General features: G+C 39.0%; 17 protein-coding genes. 5 read left to right on the top strand and 12 right to left on the bottom strand.

The window, feature by feature from the left end:
* Positions 1 to 44 precede the first annotated feature (44 nt).
* The 5 genes from JL102_RS05030 to rpsF form a co-directional block, all read right to left on the bottom strand.
* Positions 45 to 7,376 carry a type I polyketide synthase gene (locus JL102_RS05030; RefSeq protein WP_202243152.1) on the bottom strand — a complete coding sequence of 2,444 codons (7,332 nt, stop codon included), beginning with the start codon at positions 7,374 to 7,376 and terminating at the stop codon, positions 45 to 47.
* Positions 7,377 to 8,033: 657 nt separating this feature from the next.
* Positions 8,034 to 11,414, bottom strand: coding sequence for a methylmalonyl-CoA mutase family protein (locus tag JL102_RS05025; RefSeq protein ID WP_202243151.1), 3,381 nt, complete (start codon positions 11,412 to 11,414; stop codon positions 8,034 to 8,036).
* A 149-nt stretch (positions 11,415 to 11,563) separates the two neighbouring features.
* Positions 11,564 to 12,007 (bottom strand): 50S ribosomal protein L9, encoded by a 444-nt coding sequence (gene rplI, locus JL102_RS05020; protein ID WP_202243150.1) that lies wholly within the window; start codon positions 12,005 to 12,007, stop codon positions 11,564 to 11,566.
* Positions 12,008 to 12,025: 18 nt separating this feature from the next.
* Positions 12,026 to 12,277 carry a 30S ribosomal protein S18 gene (gene rpsR, locus JL102_RS05015; RefSeq protein ID WP_040495468.1) on the bottom strand — a complete coding sequence of 84 codons (252 nt, stop codon included), beginning with the start codon at positions 12,275 to 12,277 and terminating at the stop codon, positions 12,026 to 12,028.
* Positions 12,274 to 12,642, bottom strand: a complete 369-nt coding sequence (rpsF, locus tag JL102_RS05010; protein WP_202243149.1) for a 30S ribosomal protein S6 — start codon at positions 12,640 to 12,642, stop codon at positions 12,274 to 12,276. Before rpsF ends, rpsR begins: the two co-directional genes overlap by 4 nt.
* A gap of 110 nt (positions 12,643 to 12,752) precedes the next feature.
* Here rpsF and JL102_RS05005 point away from each other — a divergent pair, with 110 nt between their 5' ends.
* Entirely contained in the window at positions 12,753 to 13,820 is a 1,068-nt protein-coding gene (locus JL102_RS05005) for a hypothetical protein (RefSeq protein WP_202243148.1), read from the top strand.
* A 14-nt stretch (positions 13,821 to 13,834) separates the two neighbouring features.
* Positions 13,835 to 14,605 carry a DUF547 domain-containing protein gene (locus JL102_RS05000; RefSeq protein ID WP_202243147.1) on the top strand — a complete coding sequence of 257 codons (771 nt, stop codon included), beginning with the start codon at positions 13,835 to 13,837 and terminating at the stop codon, positions 14,603 to 14,605.
* Here the strand turns inward: JL102_RS05000 and JL102_RS04995 are convergent.
* From JL102_RS04995 to JL102_RS04980, 5 genes are all read right to left on the bottom strand, one after another.
* Positions 14,602 to 14,781 carry a hypothetical protein gene (locus tag JL102_RS04995; RefSeq protein WP_202243146.1) on the bottom strand — a complete coding sequence of 60 codons (180 nt, stop codon included), beginning with the start codon at positions 14,779 to 14,781 and terminating at the stop codon, positions 14,602 to 14,604. The genes JL102_RS05000 and JL102_RS04995 overlap by 4 nt on opposite strands.
* A gap of 121 nt (positions 14,782 to 14,902) precedes the next feature.
* Complete coding sequence (locus tag JL102_RS04990) at positions 14,903 to 15,238, bottom strand: n-acetylglutamate synthase (protein WP_202243145.1); 336 nt, start codon at positions 15,236 to 15,238, stop codon at positions 14,903 to 14,905.
* 41 nt (positions 15,239 to 15,279) lie between these two features.
* The gene (locus tag JL102_RS23960; protein WP_317191615.1) at positions 15,280 to 15,546 is read right to left on the bottom strand and encodes a hypothetical protein; all 267 of its coding nucleotides are present in this window, start codon (positions 15,544 to 15,546) and stop codon (positions 15,280 to 15,282) included.
* Between the two features lie 95 nt (positions 15,547 to 15,641).
* The gene (locus JL102_RS23955; protein WP_317191614.1) at positions 15,642 to 15,893 is read right to left on the bottom strand and encodes a methyltransferase domain-containing protein; all 252 of its coding nucleotides are present in this window, start codon (positions 15,891 to 15,893) and stop codon (positions 15,642 to 15,644) included.
* 50 nt (positions 15,894 to 15,943) lie between these two features.
* On the bottom strand, positions 15,944 to 16,330 hold the full coding sequence (locus tag JL102_RS04980) for a helix-turn-helix domain-containing protein (protein ID WP_202243144.1): 387 nt from the start codon (positions 16,328 to 16,330) through the stop codon (positions 15,944 to 15,946).
* A 99-nt stretch (positions 16,331 to 16,429) separates the two neighbouring features.
* On the opposite strand from JL102_RS04980, the gene JL102_RS04975 reads away from it, so the two are divergent.
* The 3 genes from JL102_RS04975 (at position 16,430) to JL102_RS04965 (ending at position 17,746) form a co-directional block, all read left to right on the top strand.
* Positions 16,430 to 16,780: a hypothetical protein gene (locus JL102_RS04975; protein WP_202243143.1), complete on the top strand. Its 351-nt coding sequence runs from the start codon at positions 16,430 to 16,432 to the stop codon at positions 16,778 to 16,780.
* Positions 16,781 to 16,908: 128 nt separating this feature from the next.
* Entirely contained in the window at positions 16,909 to 17,364 is a 456-nt protein-coding gene (locus JL102_RS04970) for a hypothetical protein (RefSeq protein ID WP_202243142.1), read from the top strand.
* 25 nt (positions 17,365 to 17,389) lie between these two features.
* The gene (locus JL102_RS04965; RefSeq protein WP_202243141.1) at positions 17,390 to 17,746 is read left to right on the top strand and encodes a hypothetical protein; all 357 of its coding nucleotides are present in this window, start codon (positions 17,390 to 17,392) and stop codon (positions 17,744 to 17,746) included.
* Between the two features lie 52 nt (positions 17,747 to 17,798).
* Here JL102_RS04965 and JL102_RS04960 read toward each other — a convergent pair whose 3' ends face one another.
* Both JL102_RS04960 and JL102_RS04955 read right to left on the bottom strand, forming a co-directional pair.
* On the bottom strand, positions 17,799 to 18,788 hold the full coding sequence (locus tag JL102_RS04960) for an endo alpha-1,4 polygalactosaminidase (protein WP_202243140.1): 990 nt from the start codon (positions 18,786 to 18,788) through the stop codon (positions 17,799 to 17,801).
* A 114-nt stretch (positions 18,789 to 18,902) separates the two neighbouring features.
* Positions 18,903 to 19,841 (bottom strand): chromosome segregation protein SMC, encoded by a 939-nt coding sequence (locus JL102_RS04955; protein WP_202243139.1) that lies wholly within the window; start codon positions 19,839 to 19,841, stop codon positions 18,903 to 18,905.
* Positions 19,842 to 19,867 lie beyond the last annotated feature (26 nt).

The raw sequence follows: 19,867 nt of genomic DNA, 5'->3' as shown, positions 1-19,867 counted from the left end.
TGGATTAGGTTGTAGATTGAAGAGGAAAAGGACAGAGTATTTTACTACTCTGCCATAATCAGCACCTGACTGTCTTTTCCATATTTGATTTCATTGACAAAAGACTCCATGCCTTCTTCTAAAGGGATAAGGGCAATACCTCTACGTTCGTACTCTCTGGCAAGCGTAGGAGATACCATGCCGGCACCTTTCCACGGGCCCCAGTTAATAGAAATGGTTTTGCCTTTGAATTTCTCCTTAAGCTCCCAAGCGTAGATATCGAGTACGCTGTTCGCTGCGGCATAGTCAGTCTGGCCTTTGTTTCCGTATACAGAAGCTACACTAGAGAATAGTACAAGGAATTGTACATTATCCTTCAGCTTTTCTGCCATTACCCTTATAGGAGTAACTTTAGTGGAAAACACACGCTCGAATGATTCAGGAGTTTTGTCTTGGAATAGCTTGTCTTCTAACAGGCCTGCCCCATGTACTACACCATCTATTCTGCCATATTGGTTATACAGGTCATCGATGAGAGCAGATAAGTCCGATTCACTTCTAAGGTCCAGAGCCTTATAATTTACCTTGGCTCCGTTGGCTTCTAAAGAGCGAATGGTGGCTAAAATCTGATTTCTTTTGAAAATGCGCTGAGCTTTAGCTTCTATCTCTGCTGGTTTTTTCAATACACCTTCTTGAATAATGGTCTTTTTAATTTGATCCTTATCAAGGATGAAGGTGTAGGCATCTTCTGCTTCTTCTCTAGGGTCAGCAGAGCGTCCCACTAGCACATAATTACAGGCATATTCACGACTGAAGCGGATCATCATTTCTGCTGTTATGCCCTGAGCACCACCGAGAACAAGTACTACAGATTCACTATCAAGTGTGACTTCAGAAGACGTGCCACTGGCTAATTCTGTAGGAATCAGCTCATAGGTCTGACGTTGATTGCCTTTGTAGAATACTTCAATGTGGTTGTCTTGTAAGAAAAGTTCATGAAGCATAATATTGGCTATTTCGCTGTCAGGTAGTGGGTGTTCCAGGTTGATGGTTCTGCAGTGTGTGTGTGGCAGCTCCTTGTTAAGGCTTTTTAAGAAACCTGAATAGCCCTGGAAGTTCCTAAGCATACTGATGTCTTTAGACATTTTGAAATGCGCTTTCAGGTCTGAGATTACATAAATCCATTTGGCTTTTTGCGGATCAAGCCTCTTGATTAACGATACAAAATCGATAATGTGTGGTCGCTTAGATGCCTCGAAGATATCCAGAAGTATGAGTCCGTCATAGCCTTTCAAGTCTGTGACCTCAGATATAATATCTACTTGAGCTCCACTGTTTTCTAGCAGTGATTTTGCTGATTCGGCTATTTCACCACCATCATTGGTAATGGCAAACTTTTTATTTTGAACCATGGATTGATTGCTATCAATATCCTTAGAGTTGGTTAGTTTGAACATTAGTCTTACTAATCGTTCTTTTAGTCCTGTTTTTTTAGGAATATCGGGGGTAGCAACTATGTCATTACCTGTACTAGTAGTGCCATTAGTGGAGGCCGTGGGAGAAGTACGGCATATCCAATTAACCAGGCCTTGCAGCGTTTTTATGGATGCTAATTCTTCAATCAGTGCTTCTTCAGACTTGCCATTGCTTTTAAAACCTCCTAATTGATTTTTTAGGTCATTGATAATTTCCATCCTTTTGATAGAATCTATACTCAGGTCGGCTTCCATGTCAAGCTCCATGCCGAGCATGTCTTCAGGGTATCCTGTTTTTTCACTGATGATATGAGTCAGCATTTTCTTGACCTCTTCTTGGCTTGGTGCTCCGCCACTGTTTGCAGTGGTTTCAACAGGTTGTGGCGTGGTAGAAGGGCTGGTGGAAACAGCAGGTTGTATTCTGTTTTCTAACCAACTGATAAGGCCGCTTAGCGTTTTGATGGCCGAAAGCTCTTCTACCAGCTGTTCTTCAGACTTATCGGTAGCACCAAAACCACCCAGTTTATTCTTCAGCTCTCCTATGATTTCCATTCTTTTAATGGAGTCAATGCTTAGGTCTGCTTCCAGATCCATTTCCAACCCTAGCATATCATCAGGGTATCCTGTTTTTTCACTAACTATAGATATTAACATGCCTTTGATGTCAATATTTGCGCTTGGAGCTGTGGCGGATAATGGCTCAGCTACAGCTGTCACAGTGGCTACAGGCTGGGGAGTATTAGCTAACACCCAATCTACAAGGCCGTTGAGCGTTTTGATAGAAGCCAGTTGTTCTACTACTTGCTCTTCGTTTTTACCTTTGAGATTAAAACCTCCGAGTTTGTTTTTTAGCTCAGCCGTGATTTCCATTCTCTTTATAGAATCGATGCTTAAATCGGCTTCCATATCCATGTCCATTCCAAGCATATCTTCAGGGTATCCTGTTTTGTCACTCACTATGGCCATTAAGGTGGTTTTAATGGATGCCGCTGTTAAAGCAGGAGCTTGCTGTGAGGCTGGTTGCTGGGCCGCAGCAGGAATGGCTTCAGGAGTACCGTTGCTGCGAGGCTGCTCCTGTGGTAATGGATAATTGATAGGGGCTTTCGGGGCATGGCCTAAGTAACTTAAAATCACGTCTCTTTGGGCATCTACCATGGATTTTACATTTGTGAGGTAGTCTTGCACCAATTTTTCAGTATTATGATCGTTAGTTGGAGCTGGGGCAAAGCTGCCATTGCCATTAGTCGTAAGTTTTATTTGCTTGGTAATAGGCTTAGCTCCATGAGCAGGTAATTTACCAAAGGCAGGGTAGGAGTAATGGCCATTAACATACCACATAGTCTTCCTTTTGGCGTATTGAGCAGGATTATCTAAATCCAGCTTTTCTGCCTCTCGTCCTTCAAATAGTTTATCTATTGCCACTGTTTTTCCAGTAGACAAATAGGCCGCTATACTATTCAGTAAGTAAGCTACTCCAGAGCCGGCTCTTTCTGTAGTGATAATTACTTTGTCTTCATCGATAATATTTTTAGTTAAAGACGTAAGTACAGATCCAGGACCTGTTTCTATAAATATTCGAGCACCATCAGCATACATATTAGCCACCTGATCGCAGAATTTAACCGGATTTACCAGGTGATCTGATAATCTCTCTTTAATTTCTACAGGAGAAGACGGGTAGGTTTCTGCTGTGGTATTAGACCATACATCCATGGCGGGTTTACCAAAGGCATAATCTTCTAGTACTTTACTGTATAAGTCTTTGGCTCCTGCCAATAGAGGGCTGTGGAAAGCACAGGCCACCGGAATAAGCTTGCAGCTAACGCCTTGAGCTTTAATTTTTTCCGCAAAGGCGGTAATGGTATCCGTAGCGCCGGCCAAGACCTGTTGCTTGGGAGCATTTAGGTTTACCGGATATACACCTTCTTCATCTTTTATTAATTCTTCTAGTTCTTCAGTAGTGATGCTTACAGCCAGCATAGTGCCCGGATCTCCATCAATAGCATTGAGAATGGATTGTGCTCTGAATATACTTAAGTCTACCAGATCATATTCATCTATAACACCAGCAAAGCATAGTGCAGGTAATTCACCATAGCTATGGCCTGCTACCATGTCCGGCACTATACCCAGCTTCTTCAAATATGATGCTATGGCATAGTCTACTACACCCAGTAATGGCTGTGCATTTCTGGTATCTTTTATTTTTTCGTTTTGCTCTTTTATAAGATCATTATCAAAAGCAGCTGAAGGGAATATGATTTTTTGTAAATCCGGTCTGCTTTTTAGTAGCTTCCTCATTTCTGGGAATGCTACAAAAAGATCTCTGGCCATATTCACTTTTTGACTTCCCTGACCAGGGAACATAAAAGCTACTTTACCTTCTTTGGCTTCCGTTTTGTAAATACCCTGTTCAGAAACGCCTCGGCTGGTGAGCTCTAGTTTTTCCATCAGGTCATTATAGTCAGTAGCTACAATAGTTAGCTGTATCGGCTCGTCATTATAAATGGCAAGGCTATAGGCCAGATTTTTCAACGGTGTTTTGTCGTTGTTGCTCAGAAGTTCTTTTACCTGATTGACCATTTTTAAGGCCTCTTCATAAGAATTACCTCTAAAGGCGAACAATTCAGCTGGCCAGTGATTCATAGAGGAAGCCTTTTCAGGTGTTTGCTCGGCAGATTGGAGTACGGCATGGAAATTAGTGCCTCCAAATCCAAAGGCACTTACTCCGGCGGTGCGCTTTTCGTCTGTCCAGATACCAGCCTGGGTATTGAAACCGAACGGGCTCGTTTTAGCATTGTAGAATGGATTCGGATTTTTAAGCTGTATAGTAGGAGGTTTTACACCATGATATATAGATAAGGCCGCTTTAATAAGTCCAGCTAAGCCAGCCGCACATTTAGTGTGACCTATTTGTGTTTTTACTGATCCCAGGTGGGTTTGGTTAATAGTGGCACCAGCTTGTAACATAAGATCTGTGAGCGCACTTATTTCTGTTTTATCACCCACTACCGTGCCGGTACCATGAGCTTCTATGAGTCCTGCTTCGGCAGGGGAGATGCCTGCACTTTCGTAGGCACGCTCAAGGGCTTTTACTTGTCCGCTACGGCGTGGAGCTGTTAATCCTAAGCTCTTACCGTCACTACTGCCTCCTACGCCTTTGATTACTGCATAAATTTTATCACCATCTGCCTGAGCATCAGTAAGTCTTTTGAGCGCTACTACGGCTATACCTTCTCCAAGAGCGATACCGTCTGCATCTTTATCAAAGGTTTGGCAGCGTCCTTTTCTTGAAAGTGCATGCGTACTGGAGAACATTAGGTAATCGTTGATACCGTTATGAAGATCAGCTCCACCGGCCAGAACTAATTCTGACCTGCCGAGAATAAGCTCCTGGCAGGCCAAATCTACTGCGGCAATAGAGCTGGCGCAGGCAGCATCTACGGTGTAGTTTCTGCCTCCCAAATCCAGCCGATTAGTGATTCTTCCAGATATGACATTGGCAAGTACACCAGGGAATGAGTCTTCAGTGAGTTTGGGTAAGGCTTCATCCAGCTCTTTAGGTATTTCTCCAAAAAGCTGAGGGAAGAAGCAGCGGAAGCCGTAGCTATTAGCTAAGTCATTACCTCCTTCAGCACCAAAAATCACCGATATATCTTCTTTGTTTACGTCATCTCCTGCGTAGCCCGCATCTTCCAGTGCCTTTTTTGCCACCATGAGGCTGAGCAGTTGCGTGGGTTCAATGGCCGCTAGTGATTGTGGAGGAATACCATATTCCAAAGGATCGAAGTCTATTTGAGGAATGAAACCTCCCCATTTGGACGGCGTTTTATCTCCGTTCATAGAGTTTGGATCATAATATAAATCCTTGTTCCACCTTTCATCTGGTACTTCGGTAACACAATCTTTGCCTTCTAATATGTTTTTCCAGTATTCATCTATATCTGATGCTCCAGGGTAGATACATGCCATACCTACTATGGCCACATCGAGTGCTTTTTGAGGAGATTCAGGGTAAGAAGGTAAGAGGGCTTTTTCTATTACCTGTTGATTGTTAACGGCTACATCTTCATGGAGCTCAGCCATGGACACAATTTTGTTCCTCAGAGAAGCCACCTCGCCAATCATATACATACCGGAGGTGAGTTGCTCATCAGTTTTGATTTCTACAAGGCCGGAAGCTTGCCTTTCTATCCCTTTAGATGCAATTCTCAGTCGGCCTACGTTTAGCTCTTCCAGCTTCATCCAGATTTCCTTCTTGTCAAGTCCCTCTTCGGTCATTCGTTTTTTCTCATTATTGAAGAAGTCAGCGAAAGGAGTATTCAGGCATCTGGTTTCATGCCCGGGAGCTGTTTCTAATAGTACCGTATCAGAATGTTGCACTGCCTGATCCTGAAACTCTTGCAAGATGGCACCACAAGATACAGCCTCTTTGGTGAACAGATAGCTGGTACCCATCAGTACCCCAATTTTGGCTCCTTTGGCTGCTAATGGTGCTGCCATAGTAGCTATCATGGAAGCTGATAGGGCATCATGGATACCTCCGGCAAAAATAATGTTAAAGTCCTGTGCATTATCTTCTTCCAGGAGACGGTCTATTTGTCTTTCCCATAATACAAGGCTGGAAAGAGGGCCTACGTGACCTCCACATTCTCTACCTTCAAAGACAAAGCCTTTAGCTCCTTCTTTAAGATACATATCTAGCAAACTTGTAGAAGGTACATGTAGGAAAGTCTTAATGCCTAATTCTTCCAGAGGCTTAGCTTGAGAGGGCCTTCCGCCGGCTATTAGCACTACCGGAGGCTTGGCCGCTTTGATGTATTTCATCTGCTCATCTCTAAGCTCTTGAGGAGCAAAACCCAAAACGCCAACTCCCCATGTCTTATCGCCAGCTAGCTTTTTGGTGTTTTCTATCATGTCTATAGCTTTCTGACCTTTTACCAGAGACAGGGCTATAAAGGGTAGGCCGCCAGCTTCAGCCACGGCATTAGCAAATTTAGGCTCATCACTGACCCTAGTCATAGGGCCTTGAGCAATAGGATATTTTATGTTGAATGTTTTAGCGAAGGCATTATCTGCGGATAAAACAGGAATCGCCTTTGCTTGTTTTATGTGTGCATGTATCGCTTCCTGCAGGCCTCTCACTAGTTTTTTAATAGTGGTGAATTTGGCTTTAAAGTTTCTGGCGATATTAATATCTTGACCAATAGTGATTATGGATTCATTGATATCTAAGCCTCCTAATAAGGGCTCTAAATCTTTGAAGGTAGGACCTTCCGGTAGTTTGGGTGAGTTAGGTCTAATTAGCACACGATGGCCATCTATGAGCTTAGTATCAGTGCCATCTACTTTGCTTAAAGTGTCTTTTAGTGCTTGAGGAAGCTTACTTTCATTAAAAAGAGCTAGCTGACTATCTAGAACTATACCAGCGGCCCCTGCCATAATTAGAGCAGGAGAAGTATGTAGACCAGCTCCTCCCTGAATAAAAATAGGTAGAGAAGTAGTCTTTTTAATTTTTTGAAATAGAATGAAACTTGACTCGGAAGCAACTTTACCAGCACCTTCATTTCCTTTTATAATGATGGCGTCAGCTTGTTTCTCCTGCGCTTCTATGGCTTCTTGTGCATTTGTAACCTGAATATACCAATTGATTTCTTTAGGTAGTTTAAGGTTTACGGCGCTAGAAGTAATAACAGCAGTAACTTGAGTAGGAAGCTCCAACTCAGCTAAATTCTCAGTTTCAATACAAACCCCAAACGGTTTGTAGGTCTTTTTAGTTAGTAGATTTAGAGCCTCTTCGGCTTGTTTTTTGTTCCTACCCAAATGCAGTATCGGATAGGCAGCGGTTTTCAAAATAGAGAGTACAAGGTTTACATCTGGGTACTCACATGGAGTAGCCATGAAAATTTTATACATGCTCATAGGTCAGGTGGTTTAGGTGATTAAGTTTTTTAAGCTTTAAAAAATAAGGCCTTTTATAACCTTAAATGTTAAAGTAAGTAGTAGTAACGAGTAGCATGAGTAGTATAAAATCAAAATCTTTTGATGTAAGTAAGTACAATATCATTAGAATAAATAGGATTAAATGACTAAACTCTGTAAGATGTAAGCTTTAGTTTTATAATTGACATATGTTAATTACTATCGTAGATAGAAAACGATTTAAGTCTTAGATTTTTTCAGTTGAATTAACAATGTTAATATTAAAATAATGTAATAAAACATATTAATTATATATAAAATAAGATGTTTCTGTTTGTCTAAATTTAGTGTTATGATAATAATTACCAGATATTTTTTTAGATCGGGAGATATCGGAATGTGTGATAATGCTTAGTGCTTTTACCCTTAAAACTCATGCTTTTTACGTAAGTAAAATCCCTTAGCTATTTTTTTAAGCTTCTGATATTCAGTTTTCTATAAACAAATAGGCTCATATTGATTTACAATATGAGCCTATTTGTTTATAGAAAAGATGATTTACTCAGGTGATTTTTTCTAATTTCTATCTCAGTGAAGATGAAGAAATATACATCTCCAATTGGAGATGATTTCTCATCAAATAACATAAGGTAAACCTTACATATTTCTTCGGTATTCTCCACCTACTTCAAATAATGAATGAGTGATTTGCCCTAGCGAACACACTTTTGTAGCTTCCATGAGAGCAGTGAATATATTTCCGTTGTCTATAGCCATTTTTTTAATAGTATTTAGCTCTTTTTCAGCTTTGGAGGCATAGTGTTTTTGCAGATTATTCAGCATTTCTATTTGGTATTCTTTTTCTTCTTTAGTAGCTCTTATCACTTCCTGAGGAATAATAGTTGGAGATCCTTGAGCACTTAAAAAAGTATTAACTCCTATAATAGGGTAGTTGCCAGTATGTTTTAGTGTTTCGTAGTGTAGGCTTTCTTCCTGAATTTTGCTGCGTTGATACATGGTTTCCATAGCACCTAGTACTCCACCTCGTTCTGTGATACGGTCAAATTCAGTGAGTACAGCTTCCTCTACCAAGTCTGTCAGTTCTTCTATAATAAAGGAACCCTGCAGTGGATTTTCATTTTTAGCCAATCCTAATTCTTTATTAATAATCAGCTGTATAGCCATTGCTCTTCTTACTGAAGCTTCAGTGGGAGTAGTGATGGCTTCATCATAAGCATTGGTATGCAAAGAGTTACAGTTATCATATATGGCGTATAGGGCCTGTAAAGTAGTTCTTATATCGTTAAAATCTATTTCCTGAGCATGTAAAGATCGACCTGAAGTTTGAATATGATATTTAAGCATTTGAGATCTGGCGTTGGCACCATATTTCTCTTTCATAGCTTTGGCCCATACCCTTCGGGCAACTCTGCCAATTACAGCATATTCAGGATCTATACCATTAGAGAAAAAGAACGAAAGGTTAGGGGCAAATTTATTGATGTCCATACCACGGCTTAGGTAGTACTCTACATAAGTAAACCCGTTAGCTAGTGTAAAGGCCAGCTGGGTTATGGGGTTAGCACCTGCTTCTGCTATGTGATACCCGGAAATGGATACGGAATAGAAATTTCGAACATTTTCATTAATGAAATATTCCTGAACATCACCCATTAGCTTGAGGGCAAATTCGGTAGAAAAAATGCAAGTGTTCTGCGCCTGATCTTCTTTTAGGATGTCGGCTTGTACAGTACCTCTTACTGTAGCTAGTGTCTTTTGCTTTATATCTTGATATACTTCGGCTGGCAAAACCAGATCACCCGTAACACCTAGCAGCATAGTTCCTAATCCATTGTTACCTTCTGGTAGTTTGCCCTGATAGGCAGGTCTCTCATTTTCTCTACCTTTATATAAGGCTTTAATTTTTTGTTCAACTTCTTTTTCAAGGCCGTTTTCTTTGATATAGATCTCGCATTGCTGATCAATAGCGGTGTTCATGAAAAAACCTAATAGAATAGGGGCGGGGCCATTGATAGTCATCGAAACAGAGGTGTAAGGATCTGCCAGGTTAAAGCCTGAGTATAGCTTTTTAGCATCATCCAGGCAGCAGATAGAAACACCGGCATTTCCTATTTTACCATAAATATCAGGACGGTAATCAGGATCATTGCCATAGAGCGTAACCGAATCGAAAGCAGTGGATAATCTCTTGGCTGGCATATCTTTACTTACATAGTGAAAGCGCCTGTTGGTTCTTTCTGGCCCACCTTCTCCAGCAAACATGCGAGTAGGGTCTTCGCCTTCCCTCTTAAAGGGGTAAATTCCCGCCGTGTAAGGAAATTCTCCTGGTACATTTTCATGTAAGAGCCACTTGAGTCGGTCTCCCCAACCTTCATATTTAGGCAGAGAAATCTTTGGTATTTGGCTGTGAGATAGGCTTTCTGTGTGGGTTTTTATAGAGATGGTCTTATCTCTGACAGTGAAGCTGTATAACTCATTTTTATATTTGTAACGAAGCTCGTCCCAATCTTCAAGCAGCTTCTTGTTTTTTGGATCCAGGTTAAGTTCGAGCCAATCGTATGTCTCTTGTAAGGCCTTTGTGGCACTATTTTTTTCACTAATTGTACTGGCAGCAATAGTTTGCATGGATTTATTGAGAGCATACAGCTGCTGAGCGATTTCTCCTTGTTGCTGAGCTCTTTCATTATATGCCCGGTTGCTATCAGCAATCTCTGATAGGTAACGTGTGCGGTTAGGAGGTATCACAAATATCTTTTCTGACATCTCATCAGATATTTCGAAAGAAGAGTGCAGATCGGCGTCTGTTTCGGTGGCGATAATGTCCATTACTTCCTTATAGAGTCTGTTCATGCCCGGGTCATTAAACTGTGAAGCAATGGTGCCGTACACGGGCAGGTCATCATCTGGTGTTTCCCAGAGGCCATGATTGCGTTTGTATTGCTTTTTTACATCTCTTAATGCATCTAGTGAGCCTCTTTTGTCAAACTTGTTTACTGCTATGATATCAGCGAAATCCAGCATGTCAATTTTTTCCAGTTGCGTAGCAGCACCATACTCAGGAGTCATAACATACAGGCTCACATCAGAATGGTCGGTAATTTCTGTATCTGACTGACCAATGCCGGATGTCTCCAGTATGATCAAGTCAAAATTACTGGCTTTAAGAATTTGAATGGCTTCTTTGATGTGTTTGGAGAGGGCTAAATTGGATTGTCTTGTAGCCAGTGAGCGCATGTATACTCTAGGGTTCCTAATAGCGTTCATCCTGATTCTATCTCCTAAAAGAGCTCCTCCTGTTTTCCTTTTGGAAGGATCTACCGAGATAATGGCAATAGTTTTGTCTTCAAAGTCCATCAGGAACCTCCTTACCAGTTCATCTACTAAAGATGATTTACCAGCCCCTCCTGTTCCGGTTATTCCCAGCACAGGAATCTTTACCTTTTCAGCTTGTTGGTGTATATCGTCTAGTTGTTTCTGATGCTTATCCGGGTAGTTTTCCGCAGCAGATATGAGTCTGGCTATAGCTGAGGATGATTTCTCTGCCAGGTGAGTAGCTTCGCCATTCAAGGTCTCACCGGTTGCAAAATCACATTGCTCTATCATATCATTGATCATTCCCTGTAATCCCATGGAGCGACCATCATCAGGAGAGTAAATTCTGCTGATGCCATAATTATGCAATTCTTTTATTTCTTCAGGTAATATAACGCCACCACCACCGCCGAAAATCTTGATATGATCTGCTCCTTTTTCTTTGAGTAGATCATGCATGTATTTGAAATATTCGGTGTGTCCTCCTTGGTAGGAGGTCATAGCTATAGCCTGAGCATCTTCTTGTATGGCTGTGTTTACCACTTCTTCCACACTGCGGTCGTGGCCCAGGTGTATTACTTCGCAGCAGGTGGCTTGTATGATCCGGCGCATGATATTAATAGCGGCATCATGGCCATCGAAGAGGCTGGCTGCGGTTACTATTCTTATTTTATGCTTTGGTTTATAAGGCGTTACTTGCTTCATGAGGGCATTCGTTTATTTCAAAAATAAAGAATTATTCATGATTAAGCTAACAACCATTAGTTAGGAGTGTGAGATAAATCTTAATGGCATAAAATGAAAAAAGCCTTGATGCTAGTGCACCAAGGCTTTCCTTTATAGTCTTCTGAAGCTTATTCAGCTACAACTTTAATACTAATTTCGTGCTTCACATCTCTGTGTAAGTCGATAGTAGCCTTGTACTCTCCAAGATCTTTGATATTCTCGTTAAAAGATATTCTCTTTTTATCGATATCAAAACCTTTAGATTTCAACTTCTCAGCTACCTGATTAGCAGTAATAGCTCCGAAAATTTTACCGCTTTCACCAGCTTTAGTTCCTAACTCGATAGTTAGATCACCAATGTTGGCAGCAATTTCTTCAGCATCTTTCTTAATTTTCTCAGCTTTGTGAGCCGCTTGTTTGATGTTTTCAGCGATCATTTTAGCATTAGACTTGCTGGCAATGATAGCAAACCCCTGAGGGATCAAATAATTACGACCGTAACCTGGTTTCACCTCTACAGTGTCATTCTTGTAACCAAGTCCTTGTATATCTTGTTTTAATATTACTTCCATGATAAATAAAGTCTTTTCTTATTTTAAAGAATCGGTTACATAAGGTAATAAGGCCAAATGTCTAGCTCTTTTTACAGCTTGAGACACTTTCTTTTGGAATTTCAGGCTTGTACCAGTAATTCTTCTAGGCAATATTTTACCTTGTTCGTTTACAAACTTTAACAAGAAATCAGGATCCTTGTAGTCTATATATTTAATACCGTTCTTCTTGAAACGACAGTATTTGTTCTTATTCTCGTTCCTGTTTACAGGTTCGTTCATTAATGTCATGATGCAGCCTCCTCTTTAGCTTTTTTCTTATCTTTTCTAAATGCTCCTTTTCTACGCTTTTCGTTGTATTCGATAGCGTGTTTGTCTAATGAAACTGTAAGAAATCTCATTATAGCTTCATCTCTTCTGAATTCAGTTTCCAGTTTATCAACAAGCTCAGGATTCGCCTCAAATTCAACCAGGTTATAGAAGCCAGTAGATTTATGCTGGATAGGATAAGCCAGCTTTTTAAGTCCCCACTGTTCTTCGTTGATGATGTTTGCTTCACCATCTTTTAATACCTGTACGAATTTAGCGACAGTATCCTTCATCTGCTCCTCAGATAAAACGGGATTTAAAATGAATACCGTCTCGTAATTTTTCATAAAACTCAGTATTTTATAATTGTTTAAAATTTTGGTCTGCAAAACTAGATAATTTTTCATTAAATAAAAACTTACTATGCATTTTAGTCATGAGTATTTACTTTTAAAAAATGAGGTTTTGCTTTACATTAATCATAATCATATCTCTGGGCTGCAAATATAGCTGTTCTCAGTCTCCTAATGATGATATGGCCCGGGCTCAATTGTTGGAGATAGGTAAGCAGGTAGCGTCCAATACCCAGAATAATACAGTGGAACAAGCTTGTATTGATGAATCGCTGACAGATAAGTGCATTAAATACCATAATGATCAATGGTATTTTTTTTATACAGAGGAGTTCACTCATCTGTATATTAATATTCAGAGGCAGCAATGCAGAGATTTACTAGGTGTGCAGCTGGTGGTGCTAGAGGGTGAGCTTTGTGCTCCAGACACCTATAGCATTGTAGATTGTGTTTCTTTGGCCACCCAAGATGATATTTATGTTGAGTTAAAAGAGCTAAAAGCTCATAATAGGTATTGGTTGGTAGTGGACGGGTACCTTCATGACTTCTGTAGTTTTGAAATTGAATTGGCTCCTGAGCCAAAGGGCTTTTCTGCCCAGCAATTGAATATGCTTCACAATTATCAGTCTGTTATGGAGGGAAGCCATGTTACTCTTAATTGGTCTATTCCAGATAGTGTTTTAGTTAATAGCTCAAGTACGCTTGTTTATAAGAGAGCGAAAGATGTATTTCGGTATTCACTTTTAGCGGAAGTCCCCATTAAGTATAATGCTTTTGGAACAGCACAGAAGCAATATTCTTATACAGATTCATTAAAGAGGCCTGGTTATTACTATTATCGTTTAGTGCTCCAAAATAATTCAGGTAAGAAGTATTATGTGGCAGAGTCTTCATATAGAATTACCGAAAGTAAAGATAAGATATTGGTACCGTTGGATTGCAAGAGGGATGATCAGATAGTAATGGAAGTGAGGGATGAGCAAGGAGGTGAACCAATTGATATATTTAAGTTCTATTACTCCCAGGCGGAGCATCAGCCTTTTGTTTTGTTTACTGAAACCTATAAGAAAAAGGGAATAAAGTATCTGGAAATAAAAGTGGCCAATAGAGATGATGATTATGTTCAGACCTATTATGCAGATTTAGAAACCGGTTTAGTGAAGAAGTTTTAGTTTATCAATTCAATATGAAAATAATATATACTCATGTAGTGCTAGTATTTGCTATGGTGGCTGTTCTGGCCTGTAATGCTTCTGAGCGTACTGGTAGTGAAGTTGTTCCTAGTCACGATATTTGGGACAGACTGTTGAAGAAGCATGTGGATGAAAAGGGTTGGGTTGATTACAAAGGTTTCATTTCTGATAAAGTTCTTTTAGAAGAATACCTGAAGCTATTAAGTGATCACGCCCCTGATAAAGCCAAATGGACTAGAGAGGAGCAATTGGCCTATTGGATCAATGCATACAATGCGTTTACCATAAAACTGATTGTAGATAATTATCCTGTAAAAAGTATTAAAGACCTGAAACCTACTTTAAACATACCTGGGATACATACGGTGTGGCATAGGCAGTTTTTTAAAATAGGAGGGATAGAATGTAGTTTGGATGAAATAGAACACGATATATTACGAAAGCAGTTTGATGAACCAAGAATTCATTTTGCTATCAATTGTGCTTCTTACTCTTGCCCGCCGCTAAGAAATGAAGCTTATAAAGCCTCGTTAATAGATGAGCAATTACAAGCTCAGGCAGAATGGTTTATTAATGATGGGAAGCGGAATCTAATAGCCGAAAATCAAATCCGTATCTCAAGTATATTTAGTTGGTTTAGAGGAGACTTTACCAAGAGGGGAGATCTTATTGATTATTTGAATCAATATAGTAAAGTGGTAATTTCCCAAGACGCTAACATCAATTATTTGGAATATGATTGGCGATTAAATGAGCAGCACTAGACTGTAGAGGTGAGTCTGTCTTTTAATTTTTCCTTAAGAAGTTCTTCAAGCGCTTTGCCTGTTTCTATCCTTATTTTATCTATTTCTGAATAAGGATATGTTTTATAGTTAAATCTATCTCGAAGAAGATGAAATCCTTCTTGGGACAGTCCGAATTCGTTAGTTTCGAAAAGCAAGTCATATATGTGTTAGTGCTTTATTATGCTAATAAAACAATATTTTTATTAAATATAAAAATTATAGCAAAAAAGGCTATGAAAGCTGTGTACTTGTTTGAAAGTCAATTTGATTCAAGCATTATACTTCTTCCAAAACAGACTCTCCTGAAGATTGATCTCCTGAGGTCCATTGCCATTTTTCATGTAATCTTATTTTACCTGAAGGCATTATCTCAGGTGTAGAATGACAAATTCCAGTCATTAGTTCTCCTTGATTGTTCACCTGATGATACCTCATATTGATATTGCCGTTTTCATCTACCAAACCAATTAAGTGCCCTTTTACTATTTGTGCCCCACTGTACTCAGAGGTAAGAATATTGCCTTCTTGTTTATAATGAAAACGCGTATCTTCAGAAACCTCTCCATTTTCTGAATTACTTAATGGCCGGAATTGCTTGTTATGATAGTTCATAGTTATTTATTAGTTGCAATCAAGTTACTATTTTATCCTTTTTAAAGCTTTTTACCCACAAATCTGATTACAGAACTTTCTCCATTATGATATTTACCTTCATTAAGTAGCACTAACTCTTCATGAAAATATAGTGGTTCATAATTGGCGAAATCTGAAGCTACTTCTTCTTTAGAAAACAATGATTCTAAGTCTTTAGGGCCACCTACTTTTGGGTTTTTCATTCTTAGTTCCAGATGAGTTTTGCTGAAGGCTTCAAATATAATTAATCCACCAGTTTTTAGCGTTTCGTCTAGTTTTTTGTGCATTGCAGACTTAATGGAAGCAGGAAAGTGAGCATAAATAAGTCCTATGGCATCAAAGTTATTGTTTTCGAAAGAGAGGTCTTGTAGATCCCCTACAATTAGTTTATGCTTACCTTTCTGTCTTGGGCTAATTGTAATGCTTTGGTTCTGCCAGCTTGGCTAAGATCACATGAGGTAACCTGCCAACCTTGTTTGGCAGCGTAAACGCCATTCCTACCTTCTCCGTCTGCAGGCATTAGTATTTGACCTGGTATCGCGGTTTTTAACCATCGTTCGAAGAATAAATTAGGTCCCGCTCCATAGGCAAAACCTACTTCCTGATATCTTTCATTCCATTTTTTTATCATCATCTTTTGTGTAAAGCTAAGATTCCGCACCATGTTTATGATAGGACTAATTTTTAATATGGTAGCACTTCTGGGTAGTTCTTTCTAAACATTTCAGGCGAATGGTGGGTGTGCTTTTTAAAGAACCTGATGAAGTAGGAAGGATCCTGGTAACCTAGCAGATAGGCTATTTCGTTCACCTGCATTGGTGTAGTAATCAAGTACTTTTTCGCCTCCAATATAATATGCTCATTGATAATCTCAGAGGCTGTTTTATTAAGCATTTTTTTGGTGATGTGATTGAGCTGGTAATTGCTTAAGTGTAGCCTGTCAGCATAGTAAGATACCTGTTTGTGCTCATGAATATGCGATTCTATTAGCTCAATAAATTCATCTAGTTGAGTAGAATAGGCGGGTGGCTGAGACTCTTGAGGTTGAAGCCTGTAAAGTGAAATAAGCAAAATAGTGAGGAGCAGGTACAAAAATTAATTGAAATATTAGAAGACAAAGGTTATCCTGGAGAAAGACTGATAGGAAACAGCTATTGGGTGTCAACCATTTTGAGTTATCATAATTCTATAACAACAGCGTATGCTAATAAAGATACGCTTTACATATACATAAAGCCTAAACTGCTCGAAACCATTATAAAAGGTCAAATGTCACCATATGAGTTTGTTCTAATTGATGATTGGTACATAACCGTAAGCTCAGATAGAACTCAGACGGGATATGGGTTTTTGAATTCACCATTACATTCGGCCCTGGAAGAAACTAATAAATTGCGAGAACGGGTAGGCTTGAGAACCGTCCAATTAAGAAATAAATTAGTTGATATTGAGAAAGAAACAGGTATGATTTTTTACTTGCCAGATTGGATTAAAGGTAAAATTAAAGTGGACGAGAGGTGATGTTATCTATTTAAGATGATATTGTGGAAGGGGTGTAGTAATCATGAAGGATCAAGGGGTTGGTGTAATTACAATTTATTGAGAATTTCACATTGCGATACTGAAATTTTATTGGCAATATTGACCCTATGATGACATTAGCGGAATTTAAAGAACAGCTGCAAATCAGTCTTAAGGAAGAATTGGATCTCGGCAAATCTATGGTTGAAAATGAAATAATTGCAGGGTTTGATTTCGGGGTATTTCCGTGGTCGGGTTATTTTGAGCTGTCTTTTTTAACCAAAAAGGAAGTTGAGGAATATGGAGATGAGTTCAAGTATGATATAGCAGCTTGGAAATTCTATAATTTTAATGGATTTCAGGAGAACACAGAAAAGACTATCTATAATTTAGGCCTATGGATGCTTAATTATTACAAAGAAACCAATGATGGGCAACTGTTTTTTAATTTGTGTGCGGAAATATTAAAGGATCCTGAGGTGGTTGGAAGTCTTAATCAATATAACCTTTCTGATGATTTTGAAGTATCAGTTTATGATCCGGATGACGCTGATTTTAGTAATTACGCTGTTGAAAGTAGATAACACATTTACTGTCATAATTTAAGAAATGCAAAAACTCAGACTGACGTTAATAACGGAAAATCAAAAATCTTTTGAAAAAGCGACAAGAGCTGCAGAACTGATTTGTGAAACCTTAGGTTGGCAAAAAGGATATGAAATTTCAAAATATGAAAAGTTTGAAAGCTCATATCGAATAGTAATTAAAGAACAAGTACAAAACGAAGAAAACTCTATTGCGAGATCAATTGAATTGACGGATCGCATTTGTTCCCCTTGGTTGGTTACTTTTCATCGAGAGGAAAATAATGTAAGTCTTATATTTAATAAATCGAATTACTCAAGGTTTCTTAGAAATGAATTCAATGTGCTGAAATGGGCGGAATTTGAAATAGAGAATGAATAAAGTATAGCAAGAACAGTCCCATGAGGCTTTACAACCCCATGGAACAGTTATTTTATTCAAAATATTCAAATGCATCTATAATATCTAGGTATACGCCATCAAAACCGGTGTCAATGATTTTTTTAAGATATGAATTATCATTGCCATAAATAACAGATTGCCACTCGGGCTGCCAGTACTTTACTTTATAATTACCCTCCCAGTCTGGGTTTTCGTTTTCTATCCAGTCAGGAGATCCTACTTTCCACTCTGTTTGCCAGTAGTATCTATAATCTTCAGCCTCACCTATGCTCATATAGCTGATTACTAATCGCTGACCTCCATTTTGCTTCTTTTTTAGCTGTTGTATTTCAGCGGCAGAGAAGGTAGATTCATTGTGATATAAATCCATAATAATGGCGTCATAATTAGTAGCTGCCACAGCCTTTATGAAATCATTTTTTGTATTAAAATTTTCACTGTTAATGATATATAAAAAGTTTTTAGCCTGAGAAATTTTGGTGATGTTATTAACATTTACACCATAAGGATCAGCTGGATACTCAGGAATGAGATTCAAATCGCGCTCTGGAGCTGCAAAAGATATGAAACCATTTTGATTATTGAGTTGGTAAGAGTTGTCCATTTTAGCGGGGGTAGAGCAATAGTCAGTTACCAGTACTTCCACTCCTGCTTTTTCACACACCTTACATAGTCCTAATAAGTGATTCTTTTCATTCTCCGGAGTAGCTTCATTATCGTTATCATATCCATAAAAAAGATCTTCTCGGCCCACAGCATCTATTGCTGCAAGATAGGAGCTTTGAGGCGTTCCGTTAGGTTCACCATTGTCAGTGGCCAGCTCTTGCCCGTTTTGAGGTATTACTATAAAGTCACTGTCTATGTTTTTGGCGTAAGCACTTATCCCTTGAACAAAATTGCGCATGGCTTGGCGAGGTTCAGTACCGTCATCAATATTAGAGCTAGGGCTGTCGTCATCAGAGCCACAAGCCATAAGTAATAGCAGAAGGGCCCAAGCTTGAATGCGAAGTATTCTTTTCATTGATTTCATTTTTTTAATGTTAAAATGTCGGCTTTGGTTGACGAGGTTTTTAATAAAAAAAGGTTTCACTGCAGTGAAACCTTTAATATCTATATTTGATTATGACGTAACCTCTTACTTCACTTCAAATTGTTTTGTACCCATTTTATAGTCATCAGTATATACTTCCATAGTGTAAATGCCTTCTTCCCATTCAGAACCTTTCTGGTATTCAAAAGTAAGTTGCTGCTTGGTATTGTCAAACAAGATTTCTTGGCTGGCAGTGAAAAACACCTCTTTTCCATCTATCATAAAAGTGCCTGACCCTTTAGCTACATCAAATATTACTTGATTGTTCTGGTCTATTATTCTTACTATAATGTCTTTGCCTTCAATAGGTGCCACTTTGTTTTCAGCTATATTAAACATCACCTTTAGCTTATCTATATGTCGGCTTTTGAAAGGAGAGTCTCTTTCTTTGCCACGGCTGTTTACGGCATAGATGGTAATGTTTTCAGCCTTTAGCTGTGATGCTACTGCTACTTTATCAGCTAGTTTTTCGCTTGATTGTTTGATTCTATTAATGGAGTCAGAAAGCTGATTCTTTTCTGTCTTTAATGAGGTATTTTCATTAAGAAGCTCATCGTTCAGACTTTTTAGGTGGGCTATTTCTTCATCTTTTTGCTTAAGTAATTCTTTATAACCACCTACTTTATCACTCAAATTTCTAATAGTGCTTCTATTCGCTCTTTGCTGGCGAGCAAGCTCGTTTTCTATATCAGCCTTAGCTTTTTCCAATTCATCTACATTTCCGCCTAATTCCTGAATTTGAGCTATTTTATCTTCAAGTTCAGATTTAATGTCACTAAGCTTTTGCATAGTAGAGGCCAATTCTTCTTCAGTATCAGTAAGCTCTGTTTCTCGGGCCACACTTTCTTGATGATCCAGATATATTTTTACACCTTGTAAGATGATAATTACAGCAAGTATAGCTACAACTATAGCAGTCTTTTTGTTGGTTTTCTTTTGCGGTGCAGCTGAATGGTTTTCTTTGTTGGTTTTATTTTCGGTCATACGGTTAGTACAGTTTTTGCAATTTT

The organism is Fulvivirga sediminis, assembly GCF_016757215.1.
In the GTDB taxonomy this organism is placed as follows: domain Bacteria; phylum Bacteroidota; class Bacteroidia; order Cytophagales; family Cyclobacteriaceae; genus Fulvivirga; species Fulvivirga sediminis.
Note: the sequence above shows the minus strand (reverse complement) of the source record. Positions and strands in the feature narration are given on the sequence as shown.

Bases quoted from the DNA above. Each gene is read 5' to 3' on its own strand.
- JL102_RS05005 (WP_202243148.1), top strand. From the start codon at position 12,753: ATGAGGTTTTGCTTTACATTAATCATAATCATATCTCTGGGCTGCAAA.
- JL102_RS04960 (WP_202243140.1), bottom strand. From the start codon at position 18,788: ATGAAAAGAATACTTCGCATTCAAGCTTGGGCCCTTCTGCTATTACTT.
- rplI (WP_202243150.1), bottom strand. From the start codon at position 12,007: ATGGAAGTAATATTAAAACAAGATATACAAGGACTTGGTTACAAGAAT.
- rpsR (WP_040495468.1), bottom strand. From the start codon at position 12,277: ATGACATTAATGAACGAACCTGTAAACAGGAACGAGAATAAGAACAAA.
- JL102_RS05025 (WP_202243151.1), bottom strand. From the start codon at position 11,414: ATGAAGCAAGTAACGCCTTATAAACCAAAGCATAAAATAAGAATAGTA.
- JL102_RS04965 (WP_202243141.1), top strand. From the start codon at position 17,390: ATGCAAAAACTCAGACTGACGTTAATAACGGAAAATCAAAAATCTTTT.
- rpsF (WP_202243149.1), bottom strand. From the start codon at position 12,642: ATGAAAAATTACGAGACGGTATTCATTTTAAATCCCGTTTTATCTGAG.
- JL102_RS23960 (WP_317191615.1), bottom strand. From the start codon at position 15,546: ATGCACAAAAAACTAGACGAAACGCTAAAAACTGGTGGATTAATTATA.
- JL102_RS05030 (WP_202243152.1), bottom strand. From the start codon at position 7,376: ATGAGCATGTATAAAATTTTCATGGCTACTCCATGTGAGTACCCAGAT.
- JL102_RS04990 (WP_202243145.1), bottom strand. From the start codon at position 15,238: ATGAACTATCATAACAAGCAATTCCGGCCATTAAGTAATTCAGAAAAT.
- JL102_RS23955 (WP_317191614.1), bottom strand. From the start codon at position 15,893: ATGATGATAAAAAAATGGAATGAAAGATATCAGGAAGTAGGTTTTGCC.
- JL102_RS05000 (WP_202243147.1), top strand. From the start codon at position 13,835: ATGAAAATAATATATACTCATGTAGTGCTAGTATTTGCTATGGTGGCT.
- JL102_RS04970 (WP_202243142.1), top strand. From the start codon at position 16,909: ATGATGACATTAGCGGAATTTAAAGAACAGCTGCAAATCAGTCTTAAG.
- JL102_RS04955 (WP_202243139.1), bottom strand. From the start codon at position 19,841: ATGACCGAAAATAAAACCAACAAAGAAAACCATTCAGCTGCACCGCAA.